This window comes from Usitatibacter rugosus, assembly GCF_013003965.1.
Lineage (GTDB): Bacteria > Pseudomonadota > Gammaproteobacteria > Burkholderiales > Usitatibacteraceae > Usitatibacter > Usitatibacter rugosus.
Map to the genome: position 1 here is coordinate 4440878 of NZ_CP053069.1, position 15864 is coordinate 4456741.

The following is a 15864-nucleotide window of genomic DNA, read 5'->3' on the forward strand; positions in this document are numbered from 1 at the left end:
CTCAATGCCCCGATCAGGAGGCCGGCACCATGGTTCCCCATCTCACCACGTCGCTCACCGGGCCGCTTCGCGAGCTGGAACGCCTCATCCTCGACAAGCGCCCGGACATCGAGCACTGGTTCAGGAACGAGTTCATCGACCACCAGGCGCCGTTCTATTCGTCGGTGGACCTCCGCAACAGCGGCTTCAAGCTCGCACCGGTGGACCTGAACCTCTTCCCCGGCGGCTTCAACAACCTGAATCCGGATTTCATGGTGCTCTGCATCCACGCCGCGATGTCGGCGGTGCAGAAGCTCTGTCCCGACACGCGCCGCTTCATGCTCGTGCCCGAGAACCACACGCGCAACTTGAACTACCTGCAGAACGTCGTGGTGCTGAAGCGCATCCTCGAGGCCGCGGGCCTCACGGTGCGCATCGGCAGCCTCATCCCCGATCTCAAGGAGCCGCTCGAGCTCACCTCCGCCGGCGGCGACAAGCTGCTGCTGGAGCCGATCCAGCGCAAGGGCAACCGCGTGATGCTGGACGGATTCGATCCGTGCGCCGTGCTCGTGAACAACGACCTCTCGTCGGGCATCCCGCCGATCCTCTCCGGCATCGAGCAGCACGTGCTGCCTCCGCTGGTCGCGGGCTGGAGCACCCGGCGGAAGTCACACCACTTCCACTGCTACGACCGCGTCGCCGAGAGCTTCGCGAAGCTGATCGGCATCGACCCGTGGTTCGTGAACCCGGTGTTCAGCCAGTGCGGCAAGGTGAACTTCTCCGAGAAGGAAGGCGAGGACTGCCTCGCGACCAACGTGGAGTTCGTGCTGAACGAGGTGAAGGAGAAGTACGCGCAGCACGGCATCACCGAGGCGCCGTTCGCCATCGTGAAGGCCGACGCGGGCACGTACGGCATGGGGATCATGACGGTGAAGAGCCCCGACGACGTGCGCAACCTCAACCGGAAGACGCGCAACAAGATGGCGGTGATCAAGGAAGGCCAGCCGGTGCACGAGGTGATCATCCAGGAAGGCGTCTACACGTTCGAGAACGTGGACGGCGGCGTGGCCGAGCCCGTCATCTACATGATGGACCAGTACGTGGTCGGCGGCTTCTACCGCGTGCACACCGAGCGCGGCATCGACGAGAACCTGAATTCGCCGGGCGCCGCCTACAAGCCGCTCGCGTTCGAGACCGACTGCCAGTCGCCGGATTGCGACGGCGCGCCGGGCTCGCCGCCCAACCGCTTCTACACCTACGGCGTGGTCGCGCGCCTCGCGATGCTCGCCGCCGCCCTCGAGGTGGAGGAGCTCGTCGCCCGCGCCGAATCGCTCGAGGTGAAGGCGGCGAACGCATGAGGTTCGCGTTCGTCGTCGATCCGCTGGATCACCTCAAGGCGTACAAGGATTCCTCGGTCGCGATGATGCGCGAGGCCGTGCGCCGCGGCCACGAGATCCACGCGCTCGAGGCCCGCGAGATGTCGCTGCAGTCCGGCTCCGTGATCGCACCCGTGCGGCGCGTGGAGTTGCTGGAAGGCGAGGCCTGGTACCGCGTCGGCGAGCCGGCCGTCGTGAAGCTCTCGTCCTTCGACGTCGTGATGATGCGCAAGGACCCGCCGTTCGACCAGGAGTACTACTACGCGACGCTGCTGCTCGACCGCGTGGAGGCCGAAGGCGCGCGAGTCGTGAACCGCCCGCGGGCGCTGCGCGACTGGAACGAGAAGCTCGCGATCCTGCGCTTCCCGCAGTTCACGCCCGACACGCTGGTGGCCTCGAATCCCGAGGCGATCCAGGCCTTCATCGCGAAGCACGGCGACGTGATCGTGAAGAAGCTCGACGGCATGGGCGGCACGATGATCTTCCGCGTGCGCAGCGACGACGCGAACCGCAACGTGATCGTCGAGACCATGACCGACCTCGGCACGCGCACGGTGATGGCGCAGAAGTTCGTCCCCGAGATCTCCAAGGGCGACAAGCGCGTGCTCGTGATCGGTGGCAAGGTGTTCAGCCATTGCCTCGCGCGCATTCCCAAGGCGGGCGAGACGCGCGGCAACCTCGCAGCCGGCGGCAAGGGTGTCGCGCAGCCGGTGTCGGCGCGCGACCGCGAGATCGGAGAGACGGTCGGCAAGGAGCTCGTGAAAGACGGCATCGTCTTCGCGGGCCTGGACGTGATCGGCGACTACCTCACGGAAGTGAACGTCACCAGCCCGACAGGGATCGTGGAGATCGCAGCGCAGACCGGCAACAACGCGGCGAAGGACCTCTTCGACGCGATCGACAATAAATAGGGTCAGACCCTATTTATTTCAGAAGACGGTGACGCGGTCGAAGTCGGAACCGTGGTCCAGCACTTCGTAGACGGTCGCTTCCTTCGGACCGGCGTCCGTCCACACTTCGACGCCGCGGCCGCGCAGCGCCATGCTGCCCGGCACGACGAGCGACGCCGGGATGTTGAGCTTGTCCAGCGCGGGGAGCCGGAAGCCCTGCGTCCACTGCGCGTTCGGCCGATGGCGCGCATCGGCCGCGCGCACCGCGACCGCCTCGGGCTTGCCCGGGAAGAGGCGCACGGTGATCACGATCTTGCCGTCGGTCTCCTGCACGAGCGCGCTGATCTCGCCCAGGAAGAGCGGCGCCGTGTCGCCCAGCCGCATGGCGACCAGGCGCCCGATCGCCACGCCCTTGGACGCCGTGGGCGGGCGCTGCAGGCGCCAGGCGCCGAGCATCTCGTCGATCACGCCCCACTGCTCCACGGAGAAGTTGAGGTCGCCCATCATCAGCGTGTGCGTGCGCTCCGTGACGCGGCCGAACATCGCGAGGTCGTTCTTCTCCTGGCGCGAGAGCTCCCGGGTCTTGTCGGGCTGCTCGAAGATCTTGCCGCCGGTCACGAAGAAATGGATCTCGTTCACGCCGAAGGCGAGACCGGCCGTCGTTTCGTCGGGCACTTTCGCGGGCGGCCGCGGCGGTGCGCCTTCGCACCACAGCTTGTGCAGGCGCTGCATCTGGTGGAGCGCGTCGAGCGCGCTCGCCTCGGCGGGAAGCCCGAGGCTCACCGGCTCCTCGTCGTTCTGCAATCCGCGAATGCGCCGGCGGATGCTCTTCGAAAGCTGCTCGACGTCGAGGATGCGATGGCCGGGACGCACGTCGTCCACCGCGAGGGGCCTCGCGCCGATCTGCCGCGTGAGGTCGACCGAAAGAGGGAAGGCCACGAGCGCGTCGGCGTGGGGCGGCGGCTCGCGCATCACGCGGACCTTGCGGATCCAGAGGCGCAGCAGCGCCTCGGCGAAATCCATCTGCGGCGCCGTCATCTCCGAGAGATAGGCCGCCTGCATGAGCACGACGTGCGCGTACGTTTCGGCGACGGTCGACACGCCCTCCTCGCCCTCGAGGGAGTCCTTCACGCGCTCCTCGGTGGTGCCGAGGCGCTCGGCCTGGGCGTAGAGCTGGTGCAGCCGCGTCCACAGCGCCGGCTCGAAGCGGCGATACACGGTTGCGTGGAAGAGCATCTGCGAGCCGAGGTAGCGCATCACGCGCTGCGTCATCAAAGCGCCGTGGCGCGAGAGCTCGCCCTGCTCGACCTCCGCCACGTTGATGCACTGGCGGTAGCCGTTCTCCATCTCCTCCAGCAGCGACTTGCCGGTGTTCCACGCGGTGGAGTCGTTGGAGGAGAGCGGCAGCGTCTTTCCGAAGTAGCGCGAGCGCTGCTCGCCCTGCAGGAACGCCACCTTGTCGCGCAGCAGCTCCATGCACTTCAGTCGCTCGAGGCTGTCGAAATCGGTCGAGCGGTTCATGGTGCGCAGCGCTTCGAGCGCGAGCGTCTGCGCCTGCGGGATGTTGGTGAGCGGCAGGGCGTTCAGCCACTCCTTGCACGAGCGCGCATCGGTGAACGTGCCGCCATTGCCTCCGGTGCCGCCGGTGCGCGAGACGGGTGGCGTTGAATGCGTGGTCATGGCCGCGCCGCCTCGAGGCGGGCACGCAGCGCGAGCGCCAGCAGCCGGGCGCGCTCGACGCGCTCGGCGGGGATCACGGCATCGCGCTTCGGCTCTGCCCACACCGGACCGGGGAAATGCCGGTCATCCCGATAACGCGGGATCACATGCCAGTGCACGTGGGGGGTCATGTTGCCGAGGCTGGCCAGGTTCATCTTGTCGGGCTGCATCGTCTCCCGCATCGCCGACTCCACGGCGAACACCACGCCCATGAGGGCGCTGCGTTCGGCTTCGCTGAGGTCGGTCATCTCGCGAACGTGCCGCGCTGCGATTATCCGGACAAAGCCCGGGTAATCGCCATCGTCGACGGACACGACGCGGCACAGGTCATTCTGCCAGAGCGCGGTTCCGCCCGTGGAGTTGCAAAGTTCACACGTCGCGTCGGTCATGGCCCCTATTTTCCGCCGAACGGCTCAAAAAGGCTGACGAACGAGGGACTTGCTCTGGGAAACGCCGTCCACGCTGTAGGTCATGATCGCGTTGTTGTAGTCCGTGAACGAGAACGTGATCGTCCCCACAGGAATGAGCTGGAGCTGCGAAGCCACGTAGGGCACGCCGACCCACGGTGAGCTCGTCGTGCGGTACGCGGCGCCGGTGTAGGTGCTGGCGGTCGTCCACGTGCCGTCGGTCACGACGTACCACACCGTTTTTCCGGCGGTGTCGTAGGTGTACCAGACCGCGAAGAGCTTGCGGTACTGCTGGACGATCGCGACACCCCAGCCGTTCTGCGCGGTGCCGCCCCACCAGAGATCGCCGAACGTGCCCACGGGAATCGGATCGACCGGCCCGAACACCTGGCGCTGGATCGCCTTGGTGCCGGAGACACCGTTGATCGTGTAGGTGAGCGTGGCGGTGGCCGGTCCCGTGAAGGCGACCGTCGCATTGCCGACGGGCGGATTCACCGAGAAGCGGCTCGCGTCGTAGTTGCCGTACCACGAGCCGTTGGGCTCGTAGAGCTGGCCCGAGTAGGCCGTGAATCCGGCGTTCCACGCGCCGCCCGGCATCACCACCCACAAGGGCCGGCCCTGCGCGTCGTAGATGTAGAACGCGATGAAGAGCGTCGCGTCGTGCTGCGTGATGCTCATGCCCCAGCCGTTCTCCGCGGGGCCCGCCCACCACAGGTCCTCGTAGTTGGCCGGCAGGCCGCCGTTGACGCGCGCCTTGAACATGCCGCGCCCGTACGTGGCCGCGCCGAGCGTCGAATCGTCGAGCCAGAAGAGCTCGCGCACGCGGATGTTCGCGGGGCCCTCGTTGGTCGTGGACCAGGAGGCTCCACCGTTCTCGCTGGTGAAGATGCCCACCGAGGTCGCGGCGTACAGCCACATCGGGTTCGCCGGATGGCGCTTCACGTCGAACACCGGAGCGTTCGGGAGGTTGCCGGTGATCGAGGCCCACGTGGCGCCCGCGTCGAGCGTCTGCCACACGTTGTTCGGCGAGAAACCGGTCAGCGAGACGATGACGCGGTTCGGATTGTCGCGGTCGATGGTGATGCGCTGCACGCGCCGCGCCGGGATCGAGCCCTGGCCCACGCGCGTCCAGGTGGGCGCGGCACCCGCGCCGTCGAGCGAGCGGTACACCTCGCCGTTGTTGTGGCCCACCCAGACGACGTTCGCGTTGCCTTCGTGCACCGCGATCGCGTTGATGTAGTTCTCGGCCGCGGCGGATGGCGGCTTCACCGCGCGCCAGGTCGGGTTGCCTTGCCTCACGTTGTCGCCGACCCACAGCGAGTTGGCGCCGGCGAGCATGCGGTTGGCGTTGTTCGGGTCGAGGATGAAGGGCGCGATGAAGTTCGCCTGCTTGGTGGCGTTCGCCCCGCAGTACTGCGCGCCACCGGCGGCGTCCGAGGGCAATGCCTCGGTGATGCCGTTGCAGATGTACTGCGAGAAGCCGCCGGCGAACGACCGGTGGATCGAGAGGTAGACGTACTCGCCGTAGATCGTCGCGTCCGAGACGGGATCGACCGCGGAGAAGCCGCCGTCGCCACCGCGGAACGGGCGCCAGCCGCCGGCATCGAGCACCAGCGAGCCGTTGTCCTGCGTGCCGCCGACGACCTTGCCGCCGGCCACCGTGCGCCCCGCGCCGCTGTAGAACTGCGTGACGGCGAGACCGTTGTTGGCGTTCGCCCAGCCGATACCGACGGTGCCGGAGCTCGTCATCGCACGGATGTTCGTCGTCTTGTAGATGCCGCCATCGTTGCCGTTGAAGAGCACCGGGTTCGCCGCGCTGTAGTCGGGCGGCGAGACGAGCGCATGGTGGTCCGCGTGCGGCGAGGCCGGCGTGTTGTGCCAGTCGCTCACCTGCGTGAACGTGAGGCCCCCGTCGCGTGACTGGTAGGCATCGAGCCCGGCCACGACCACGTGCGCGGCATCGATGGGGTCGACCCAGATCGCGTTGTCGTAGTCACCCTGGCCGCCGAGATGCGCCGGCGTCGAGAGCTTCACCCACGTCGCACCCGAGTCGTTCGAGCGCCACACCTCGCCTTTCTCGTTGTCGACGGAGGCGTAGGCCGTGCCCGGCTGCGAGCGTGCGAACGCGATCTCCGCGCGCGCGGTGCTCGAGCGGCCCGACGGCGTGGCGACGAGCGCGGCCGTCTTCGCCCAGGTCGCGCCGGCATCGCGGGAGAAGGCGATGGTGCCGTCGTCCAGGCCCGCGATCGCGTTCACGGGATTGGCCGGATCGAACGCGATGTCGAGCGCCTTGAACGCGGAGACACGGACCCAGCTCGCGCCGCCATCACCCGAGCGGTAGATCGCCCCGGTGGTGAGGTTGTTGTTCGTGAGCGCGGCCAGGAGGACCTGCGGCTGGGCCGGATGGATCGCGAGGCGGTTCACGAAGCGCCAGTCGGGCACCGCGTCCGCGTTCGTCGAGGCGAGATACGCCCAGGTCACGCCGCCGTCGGTGGACTTGAACGCGCCGACGCCGACCAGCCCCGCGCTCGCTTCGCCGGTGCCGAGGTACATCGTGTTCGGATTCGACGGATCGACGGCGATCGTCGTGACCGAGAGGTTCGGCAGGAAATCGAAGTTGGGGCGCCAGCTCGCGCCCGCGTCGTCCGAGTGCCACAGGCCGCCCGAAGCGGTGCCCGCGAACATGCGGTTCGAATTGCGCGGGTCGAACGCGATCGCGCGCACGCGCCCTCCCACGTTGCTCGGTCCGATCGCCTGCCACTTCGACGGCTGCAGGCCCGCGGCTTTCGCCCGTGCCGAGGCCAGCGTGTCGCGCTCGATCGCGCGGCGCTGCTCGTGCGCGCGGAAGATCTGCGCCGACGTGGGCGGCCCCGACTCGCTCGCCTCGGTGGCGAGCTGGTACTGAGCGTTCATCGCGGCCTTGTCGCGCCGCCCGCGCTCGCGATTGGGCATCTTGAACTTCACGCCCAGGTCGAGGGCCGCGCCGCTCACCGCCGCATGCTGCTCGGGGGCCGGGGAAGAGGCGGGAGGAGTTGCGGCGCACGCGGCGAGCAGCAGCGCGGCACCGGCGAGCGCCGGGGAGAGGATCTTCATGGCCCGATTCTAGGCCTAGAGCAGGACGCGCTCGATTCCTCCGTGGCGCACCCGCTCCACGAACGTCGGCATCCAGTCCTCGCCCAGGAGGTGGCGGGCCATCTCGACCACGATGTAGTCCGCGCTGGTGGCGGAGTCATGGTCGTAGCGCGCGAGGCCCTGGAGGCACGACGGGCACGAGGTGAGGACCTTCACCTCGCCGTCGAACCCGTCGGCGCGCAGCGCCGCGGCGCCCTTCTCCATCTCTTCCTCCTTGCGGAACCGCACCTGCGTGGCGATATCCGGGCGCGACGCGGCGAAGGTGCCGGACTCCCCGCAGCAGCGGTCGTTCAGCGGCACGTCCTGTCCTACAAGTGCGCTCACTACCTTGAGGGGCCGGTGCGTCTTCATCGGCGTGTGGCAGGGGTCGTGGTACATGTAGCGCACGCCCTTCACGCCCTCCAGCTTCAGGCCCTTCTCCATCAGGTACTCGTGGATGTCGAGCAGCCGACAGCCCGGGAAGATCTTGTCGAATTCGTATTTCTGCAGCTGGTCCATGCACGTGCCGCACGAGACCACGACGGTCTTGATGTCGAGGTAGTTGAGCGTGTTGGCGACGCGGTGGAACAGCACGCGGTTCCTCACCGTGATCTCCTCGCCCTTGTCGGCGCGGCCCGCGGAGGTCTGCGGGTAGCCGCAGCAGAGATAGCCCGGCGGCAGCACGCATTGCGCGCCCACGTGATAGAGCATCGCCTGCGTGGCGAGCCCCACCTGGCTGAAGAGCCGCTCCGAGCCGCAGCCCGGGAAATAGAACACGGCATCCGAGTCCTCGGTCACCTTGGCCGGGTCGCGGATGATCGGCACGATCGCCTCGTCCTCGAGGTCGAGCTGCGCGCGGGCCGTGCGCATCGGCACGCCCTTGGGCATCGGCTTGTTGATGAAGTGGATCACCTGCGAGCGCACCGAGGCCTTGCCCACGGTGGCGGGCGGATGGCGCGTCTGGATGCGCGTGACCAGCAGGCGGCGGGCGAGGCCATGCGCGAAACGCTGGGCGCGGAACGCGATGTCGATCATCAGCGCCTTCACCAGCTTGATCTTCGTGGGGTCGGTCGCGTTCAGGAACTGCAGCGCGGCCCACGTCTTCACGTTGGTGCGGCGCTTGCGCAGCTTCGCGAGCAGGTTCCTCATCGCGATCGACACGTCGCCGAAGTCGATGTCCACGGGGCAGGGCGCTTCGCAGCGGTGGCACACGGTGCAATGGTCGGCCACGTCGCCGTACTCGTCGAAGTGGCGGATCGAGATGCCCCGGCGCGTCTGCTCCTCGTAGAGGAAAGCCTCGGTGAGCAGCGACACGGCGAGGATCTTGTTCCTCGGGCTGTAGAGCAGGTTCGCGCGCGGCACGTGCGTGGAGCACACCGGCTTGCACTTGCCGCAGCGCAGGCAGTCCTTCACCGAGTTGGCGATCGCGCCCACGTCGCTGCGCTCGAGGATCAGCGATTCCGCGCCCATCAGTGCGAACGATGGCGTGTACGCGTCCTCGAGGTTGGCGCCCGCGAGGAGCTTGCCGCGGTTGAAGTGGCCTTGCGGATCCACCTTCGCCTTGTAGGCGGCGAAGGGTTCCATCTCCTCCGCCGTGAGGAACTCGAGCTTGGTGATGCCGATGCCGTGCTCGCCGGAGATCACGCCGTCCAGGCTCCGGGCGAAGGCCATGATGCGCGCCACGGCCGTGTTGGCCTCGTGCAGCATCTCGTAGTTGTCGGAGTTCACCGGGATGTTGGTGTGCACGTTGCCGTCGCCGGCGTGCATGTGCAGCGCCACGAACACGCGCCCGCGCAGCACCTCCGCGTGGATCGCCTGCACGCCCTTCACCACCGGCTCGAAAGCGCGGCCGTCGAAGATCTCGCGCAACGGCTCCAGCACCTCGCGCTTCCACGACACGCGGATGCCGTGCGTCTGGACGATCGAGAAGAGCGACTCGCCGTCGTCGCGCGCGGCCGCCTCGGCGGTGAGGCCCAGCGGATCGAGATCGGTGCGGATGTCGCCCGCGAGGCGATCGAGGTTGTCTCGCAGGTACGTCCAGCGCCTGCGCGTGGCGGCGATGAGCTCGAGCGCCTGGGCCGGCCGGTCGGCGAAGAGGCCCTCCTGGTCGGTCTTGTCCTCGCTCTCCTGCACCGGGAGATCGGCGGAGAAGAACGCCCCGAGCGCGTCCAGCAGCTTCAGCTTGTTGGCGATCGACAGCTCGATGTTGATGCGCTCGATGCCCTCGGTGTATTCGCCGAGGCGCCCGAGCGGGATCACCACGTCTTCGTTGATCTTGAACGCGTTGGTGTGCTTGGCGATCGCGGCGGTGCGCGCGCGGTCGAGCCAGAAGCGCTTCCTCTGGTCGGCACTCGCCGCGATGAAGCCTTCACCGTCGCGCGCGTTGGCGATGCGCACGACCTGCGACGCGGCCTCGGCCACCGCGTTCTCGTCGTCGCCGACGATGTCGCCGATCAGCACCATGCGCGGCCGGCCGCGGCTCTTCGCCTTCGTGGCGTAGCCCACCGCCTTCACGTATCGCTCGTCCAGGTGCTCGAGGCCGGCGAGGATCGCCTTCGGATGCGCGTCGAGGTAGTTCTTGATCTCCACGATCGAGGGCACGGCGCGCTTCACGTCGCCGAAGAACTCGAGGCAAACCGTGCGCGTGTGCTTGGGCATGCGGTGCAGGATGAACGTGGCCGAGGTGATGATCCCGTCGGTGCCTTCCTTCTGCACGCCCGGCAGCCCCGCGAGGAACTTGTCGGTCACGTCCTTGCCCAGGCCCACCTTGCGGAAGCTCGAGCCCGGGACTTCGAGGACCTCCTGGCCGACCGCGGTCACGCCGTCCGGCTTGTAGCGCGTGATGCGGAAGCGGGCGTCCGGCGCGTCGTGGATCTTGCCGAGGTTGTGTCCGACCCGTTCGACCACCATCCACTGCGCATCGGGCGTGACCATCGTCCACGAGGCGAGGTTGTCGAGCGCCGTGCCCCACAGCACCGCCTTCTTGCCGCCGGCATTCATGGCGACGTTGCCGCCGATACACGAGGCATCCGCCGACGTGGGATCGACCGCGAACACGAGGCCCGCGGATTCGGCCGCTTCCATCACGCGGCGCGTCACGACGCCGGCGCCGCAGCGAATGGTCGCAACGGGTTCCGTGAGGCCCGGCAACACCTTCATCTCGACGCCGTCGTGGCGGTCGAGCTTTTCGGTGTTGATCACCGCGGACATGCGGTCGAGCGGGATCGCGCCACCGGTGTAGCCGGTGCCGCCGCCGCGCGGGATGATGGTGAAGCCGAGATCGATCAGCTCGCGCACGATCGGCGCGCATTCCTCTTCGGTGTCGGGATTCACCACCACGAAGGGATATTCGACGCGCCAGTCGGTGGCGTCGGTCACGTGCGAGACGCGCGCGAGGCCGTCGAACGCGACGTTGTCCTTGCGCGTGATGGCCGTGAGCTTGCGCAGCGTCCGCCGGCGCAGGCTCCGGGTTTCGCCGAACTCGCGCTCGAACTCGTCGACCGCCTTCGTGGCCGACTGGATCAACTGCCCGACGGCATCGGTGCGGCCTTCCTCGCCTTTGTCCGCGCGGCGCCGCTCGACCTCGGCCAGGCGGTGGTGCATGGCCTCGACCAGCAGGGCCAGCCGGCGCGGATTGTCGAGGAGGTCGTCCTGCAGGTAAGGATTACGGCGAACGACCCAGATGTCGCCCAGCACTTCGTAAAGCATTCGCGCCGAGCGGCCGGTGACGCGCTGCGCACGAAGCGATTCGAGGGCCGCCCACGCGTCCGCGCCGAGAAGGCGGATCACGATCTCGCGGTCCGAGAACGACGTGTAGTTGTAGGGGATTTCTCGAAGGCGAGTCATGGGATCGTGGGCCGGTGCGTTAGCTGGGACCGGCTCGCGGCCTGCAAGTGCCGAGTCTACCGCACTGCAGCAAAAATTCTTGCGCTAGAAAAGGGCCGCGGCCTGGGCGATGACGAGGTAGCGCGCGAGCTTTCCGGCCGCGATGGCGGGCAGGCAGAGGAGCCACGGAAGGCGCAGCCATCCCGCGGCTGCGCACAGTGCATCGCCCACGATCGGAAGCCACGCCAGCAACAGCGACCACGCGCCGTAGCGCCGCACCCACGCGACCGCCCGGCCCTCGAAGTCCCGCTTCGGCACGAGGCGGCCCAATCCGTAGGTGGTGAGGCTTCCGAGCGTGTTTCCGATCGTGGCGATGGCGATCGCCGCCAGCGCGCGTTCGGGAAATGCCTTGAGGACGGCGAAGAGCACGACCTCGGAAGCGCCCGGCAGCACCGTCGCCGATACGAAGGCGGAGGCGAACAGCGCGAAGAGGCCGGTGGAGTCGGTGAAGAGCGCGGTGAGCCAGGTCCCTTCGGGCATCGGGCGAGTGTAGCCTGCGTGATAGAGTTTCAGGCCGTCCGCAGATCGTCGCGACCGCCTTGCTTCCCCCGCTCATCCGCATCGCCACGCGCGAAAGCCGCCTCGCGCTCCGCCAGACCGAAATGGTCGCAGCCGCCCTCCGCGAGCGCCATCCCGGCCTGCGCGTCGAGACCGTGGGCATGACCACGCGCGGCGACCAGATCCTCGACCGGCCGCTCTCGCAGGTGGGCGGCAAGGGCCTCTTCATCAAGGAGCTCGAGGTCGCGCTCGCCGAGGGCCGTGCCGACATCGCCGTGCATTCGATGAAGGACGTGCCGATGGAGCTGCCGCAAGGCTTCGTGCTCGCCACGTTCGGCGCCCGGGAAGACCCGCACGATGCGTTCGTGTCGAATCGCCACGCCTCGCTCGGCGCCTTGCCCGCGGGCGCCGTCGTCGGCACTTCGAGCCTGCGGCGCGAATGCCAGCTTCGCCGAGCGTACCCGTCGCTCACCTTCCAGGCGCTGCGCGGCAACGTGAACACGCGCTTGGCCAAGCTCGACGCGGGCGACTACGACGCGATCATCCTCGCTGCCGCGGGGCTGAAGCGCCTCGGGTTCGAAGACCGCATCCGCACCCTCCTGTCTTCCGAGGTCGCGATTCCAGCCATCGGCCAGGGGATCCTCGCCGTCGAACATCGCGCCGACCGTGAAGATCTCGCCGCGGTGCTCGCGATGTTCCGCGATCCGGCAGTCGAAGCGGCCGCGAAGGCGGAACGCGCGCTGGGGCTCGTCGTCGAGGGAAGCTGCGAGGTTCCCGTCGGCGGGCTTGCGGCGATCCACGGCGAGGCACTACGTCTCGACGGTTTCATCGGCACGCCCGACGGGCGGCAGTTCGTCCGCCATCACGTGGTCGGCCTCGCGCACGACGCGGCGTCGCTCGGCCACATGCTCGGCGAGCACCTGCTGCGCGAGGGTGGGCGCGCCATCCTCGATTCCCTGGCGAAGACGGCATGAGCCCGGCCACGCGGCTGAAAGGACTGGGCGTGGTGCTCACGCGACCCAAAGGCGCGGTGGTCGAGCTGGAACGCGAGCTGGCCACGGCCGGCGCGCGCGTGCTGCACTTTCCCGCGCTCGAGATCACGCCGATCGGCGAGTCCCCCGCCCTGGATGCCGCGCTCGGACTGCTTGCGCGCCAGGACATGGCGATCTTCGTGAGCGCCAACGCGGTCGACATGGGCTTGGCGGCACTGCGGGAACGATCGATCGAGTGGCCGAAGCGGGTGCCGGTGGCCGCCGTGGGTGAAATGACGGCCCAGGCCTTGCGGAACTCCGGGTTCCCGGAGGTCATCTCACCTACGGAGCGCTTCGACAGCGAGGCGCTCCTGGAACGGCCCGAATTGCAGGCCGTCTCGGGGGGAAATATCATCGTGTTCCGGGGTGAAGGCGGCCGGGAGCGCCTGCGCGAAGTCCTCGAATCCAGGGGTGCGCGGGTGACGTATGCGGAGTGCTATCGCCGCTCGCGCCCGGACACCGATCCCGCGCCGCTTCTCGCGGCCTGGTCGCGCGGCGAGGTGCATGTGGTCGGGGTGCTGAGCGGCGAGACGCTCGAGAACTTCGTGGAGATGATCGGGCCGGAAGGGCGCTCGAAGCTCGCCTCGACGGTGCTGGTCGTGACGCACGAAGCGATCGCGCGCCATCCGGACGCGAAGCGTTTCGGCCGCGTACTGGTTTCCCGCCCGGGTGCTACCGCGCTCGCCGCAGCAATGACACAGGTTCGAGATTCGACATGAGCGATTCCCTGCAGCCCAGTCCGATGGCCTCCGAGCGGCCGGTGCTTGCCGGGCGCTCGCGCGGCGACCGCGCCGCACGGGCGATCGCCGTCGTGGGCATCGTCGCGGCGCTCACCGCCGCGCTCTTCGCCTGGGACGCGAGGCAGTCGCTGCGCAACCTCGAGTCGAAAGCCGGCGGCCGCCTGGCGGAGCTGGGCGACGAGGCCGCGCAGTCCAGGGCCTCCCTCGCGCAGGCCCAGGCCGCGCTCAAGGAATCGCAATCGCGCCTCACGGAGCTCGAGGCGCGCGTCGCCGAGGCGCAGGAAGGCCGCGTGCAGCTGGAGGAGATGTACCGCGACCTCTCGCGCAACGCCGACGACCGCCTGCTCTCCGAAGTGGAGCAGATGCTCGTGCTCGCGAGCCAGCAGCTCCAGCTCGCGGGCAACGTGCGCGGGGCGCTTGCGGCCCTGCAGACCGCGGACCAACGCCTCGCGAAGGCGGAGAAGCTCGCCGCCGCGCCGCTGCGGCGCGCGCTCGGCCAGGACATGGACCGGCTGAAGGCCCTGCCGCTGGTGGACACGGTCGGCATCGCGGTCAAGATCGACAACCTCGTGTCGTCCGTGGACCAGCTGCCGCTCGTCGTCGCCGAGACGCTGCCGCCCACGCGCCTCGCTTCGCGCGCCAAGCCGCTCGACGAGCAGCCGGGCTTCACGCGTGCCGCGCGCGATTTCTGGGAAGAGATGAAGGGCCTGGTGCGCATCCGCGAGCTCGAGGGCAACGACGCGGCGCTCCTCGCGCCCACGCACGCCTATTTCCTGCGCGAGAACCTGAAGCTGCGCCTGCTCTCCGCGCGCGTAGCGCTGCTCGCGCGCGACGAGCTCTCGTTCCGCGACGACCTGAAGGCCGCGCAGGCCTGGCTCAACAAGTACTTCGATTCGAAGGCCAAGCCCACGGCCGCCGCGCTCGCCACGTTGAAGCAAGTCTCGGAGAGCCCCGTGTCGATCACCGTGCCCGACATCAACGCGAGCCTCGCGGCGGTGCGAACCGCGCGCGCCTCGCGCGAGAAGACGAGGTAGGCCATGCGATTCGCACTCTGGTCCGTCCTCCTCGTCGCCGTCGCGGTGGGCCTCGGCATGCTGCTGGTGAGCTCCACGGGCTACGTGGTGATCGTGGCCGCTCCTTATCGCATCGAGCTGTCGCTGAACCTCCTGGTGCTGCTCGTCCTGGGCGGCTACCTCGCCTTCTACTTCGCCACGCGCATGGTGAGCACGCTGCTGCAGATCCCGGCGCGCGTGGCCGCCTATCGCGAGGAGCGCGCGCGGGCCCGCAACCGCCAGTCGCTGAACGAGGCGCTGCTCGCGTTCTTCCAGGGGCGCTATGCCTCCGCGGAGAAGAGCGCGGCCAACGCGCTGGGCGCGGACGAAACGAAGGGCGTGGCGGCGATCATCGCGGCGCGCAGCGCGCACGAGCTCGGCCGCTTCACCGAACGCGAGCAGTTCCTCGACCACGCGAAGGGCAGCAACGCGCCCGAGGTCGACCAGGCGCGCCTCACCACGCTGGCCGACCTCCTCGTGTCGCAGGGACGCTTCGAGGAAGCGCTCGCCGTACTGAAGGATCTTTCGGCGCGCGATGCACGCAACCTCCGCCTGCTGCGGCTTCGCCTGCAGGCCGAGCAAGCCACGCGGCGCTGGGACGAGATGCTGGAGACGGTGGGTGCGCTCCTCAAGCTCGGCGGCACCACGCCGGCGGAAGCGGCCGGCGCCCGGCGCACGGCTCACCTCGGCAACCTCAATCGCAAGGCGCAGGACGCCGCGGCGCTCTCGGCCTACTGGAAGCAGATCCCCTCGGATGTGAGGCTCGATCCCACGCTTGCCGCCACGGCCGCGCGCTTCCACCTCGCCCTCGGCGGCAACGAGGCGGCGCAGGAAATCATCGAGCGCGCGCTGGAGAACGACTGGAATGCCGGCCTCGTGGCGCTCTACGGCGAGGCGGCGGGCGCCGATGCGCTGCCGCAGATCGAGCGCGCGGAGAAGTGGCTGCGCACGCACGCACGCGATCCCGCGCTGCTGCTGGCGCTGGGCAAGCTCTGCATGCGCCAGGCCCTGTGGGGCAAGGCGCAAAGCTACATCGAGGCGAGCCTCGCGCTCGAGCCCACGCACGACGGACACATGACGCTGGCAGCTTTGATGGAACGGCTGGGCAAGCCGCAGGAAGCGGTGCGCCACTTCCGGCGCAGCGCCGAGCTCGCGGGGTAGGGTCCCCGCGGCAAC

The 15864-nt window shown here is 68.6% G+C and carries 11 protein-coding genes; 6 read left to right on the forward strand and 5 right to left on the reverse strand.

Annotation, left to right across the window (positions count from 1 at the left end; translation table 11 throughout):
- Window positions 1-29: 29 nt before the first annotated feature.
- Together gshA and gshB are read left to right on the forward strand one after the other, a co-directional pair.
- Window positions 30-1337, forward strand: a complete 1308-nt coding sequence (gene gshA, locus DSM104443_RS21155; RefSeq protein WP_171095900.1) for a glutamate--cysteine ligase — start codon at window positions 30-32, stop codon at window positions 1335-1337.
- A complete protein-coding gene (gene gshB / locus DSM104443_RS21160) occupies window positions 1334-2266 on the forward strand; it encodes a glutathione synthase (protein ID WP_171095902.1) in 933 nt (310 codons plus the stop codon). The genes gshA and gshB overlap by 4 nt, the downstream gene beginning before the upstream one ends.
- 18 nt (window positions 2267-2284) lie before the next feature.
- Here gshB and DSM104443_RS21165 read toward each other — a convergent pair whose 3' ends face one another.
- The 5 genes from DSM104443_RS21165 to DSM104443_RS21185 all read right to left on the reverse strand — a co-directional run bounded on the left by DSM104443_RS21165 (window position 2285) and on the right by DSM104443_RS21185 (window position 11847).
- Window positions 2285-3925, reverse strand: a complete 1641-nt coding sequence (locus tag DSM104443_RS21165) for a hypothetical protein (RefSeq protein WP_171095904.1) — start codon at window positions 3923-3925, stop codon at window positions 2285-2287.
- On the reverse strand, window positions 3922-4353 hold the full coding sequence (locus tag DSM104443_RS21170; RefSeq protein ID WP_171095906.1) for an HIT family protein: 432 nt from the start codon (window positions 4351-4353) through the stop codon (window positions 3922-3924). Before DSM104443_RS21170 ends, DSM104443_RS21165 begins: the two co-directional genes overlap by 4 nt.
- A 24-nt stretch (window positions 4354-4377) precedes the next feature.
- The gene (locus tag DSM104443_RS21175) at window positions 4378-7464 is read right to left on the reverse strand and encodes a WD40/YVTN/BNR-like repeat-containing protein (protein WP_171095908.1); all 3087 of its coding nucleotides are present in this window, start codon (window positions 7462-7464) and stop codon (window positions 4378-4380) included.
- A 15-nt stretch (window positions 7465-7479) separates the two neighbouring features.
- Window positions 7480-11328 (reverse strand): DUF3683 domain-containing protein, encoded by a 3849-nt coding sequence (locus DSM104443_RS21180; RefSeq protein WP_171095910.1) that lies wholly within the window; start codon window positions 11326-11328, stop codon window positions 7480-7482.
- An 84-nt stretch (window positions 11329-11412) separates the two neighbouring features.
- The gene (locus tag DSM104443_RS21185; RefSeq protein ID WP_171095912.1) at window positions 11413-11847 is read right to left on the reverse strand and encodes a YqaA family protein; all 435 of its coding nucleotides are present in this window, start codon (window positions 11845-11847) and stop codon (window positions 11413-11415) included.
- Between the two features lie 59 nt (window positions 11848-11906).
- On the opposite strand from DSM104443_RS21185, the gene hemC reads away from it, so the two are divergent.
- The 4 genes from hemC to DSM104443_RS21205 are packed head-to-tail and all read left to right on the forward strand — an operon-like array spanning window position 11907 to window position 15849.
- The gene (hemC, locus tag DSM104443_RS21190; protein WP_171095914.1) at window positions 11907-12839 is read left to right on the forward strand and encodes a hydroxymethylbilane synthase; all 933 of its coding nucleotides are present in this window, start codon (window positions 11907-11909) and stop codon (window positions 12837-12839) included.
- A complete protein-coding gene (locus DSM104443_RS21195) occupies window positions 12836-13615 on the forward strand; it encodes a uroporphyrinogen-III synthase (protein WP_171095916.1) in 780 nt (259 codons plus the stop codon). Before hemC ends, DSM104443_RS21195 begins: the two co-directional genes overlap by 4 nt.
- Entirely contained in the window at window positions 13612-14670 is a 1059-nt protein-coding gene (locus DSM104443_RS21200; RefSeq protein WP_171095917.1) for a uroporphyrinogen-III C-methyltransferase, read from the forward strand. Before DSM104443_RS21195 ends, DSM104443_RS21200 begins: the two co-directional genes overlap by 4 nt.
- A gap of 3 nt (window positions 14671-14673) precedes the next feature.
- A complete protein-coding gene (locus DSM104443_RS21205; protein WP_171095919.1) occupies window positions 14674-15849 on the forward strand; it encodes a heme biosynthesis HemY N-terminal domain-containing protein in 1176 nt (391 codons plus the stop codon).
- Window positions 15850-15864: the final 15 nt, after the last annotated feature.

What these genes read in the sequence shown, in the direction of transcription:
- gshA (WP_171095900.1), top strand. Translation starts at nt 30, where the DNA reads ATGGTTCCCCATCTCACCACGTCGCTCACCGGGCCGCTTCGCGAGCTG.
- gshB (WP_171095902.1), top strand. Translation starts at nt 1,334, where the DNA reads ATGAGGTTCGCGTTCGTCGTCGATCCGCTGGATCACCTCAAGGCGTAC.
- DSM104443_RS21165 (WP_171095904.1), bottom strand. Translation starts at nt 3,925, where the DNA reads ATGACCACGCATTCAACGCCACCCGTCTCGCGCACCGGCGGCACCGGA.
- DSM104443_RS21170 (WP_171095906.1), bottom strand. Translation starts at nt 4,353, where the DNA reads ATGACCGACGCGACGTGTGAACTTTGCAACTCCACGGGCGGAACCGCG.
- DSM104443_RS21175 (WP_171095908.1), bottom strand. Translation starts at nt 7,464, where the DNA reads ATGAAGATCCTCTCCCCGGCGCTCGCCGGTGCCGCGCTGCTGCTCGCC.
- DSM104443_RS21180 (WP_171095910.1), bottom strand. Translation starts at nt 11,328, where the DNA reads ATGACTCGCCTTCGAGAAATCCCCTACAACTACACGTCGTTCTCGGAC.
- DSM104443_RS21185 (WP_171095912.1), bottom strand. Translation starts at nt 11,847, where the DNA reads ATGCCCGAAGGGACCTGGCTCACCGCGCTCTTCACCGACTCCACCGGC.
- DSM104443_RS21195 (WP_171095916.1), top strand. Translation starts at nt 12,836, where the DNA reads ATGAGCCCGGCCACGCGGCTGAAAGGACTGGGCGTGGTGCTCACGCGA.
- DSM104443_RS21200 (WP_171095917.1), top strand. Translation starts at nt 13,612, where the DNA reads ATGAGCGATTCCCTGCAGCCCAGTCCGATGGCCTCCGAGCGGCCGGTG.
- DSM104443_RS21205 (WP_171095919.1), top strand. Translation starts at nt 14,674, where the DNA reads ATGCGATTCGCACTCTGGTCCGTCCTCCTCGTCGCCGTCGCGGTGGGC.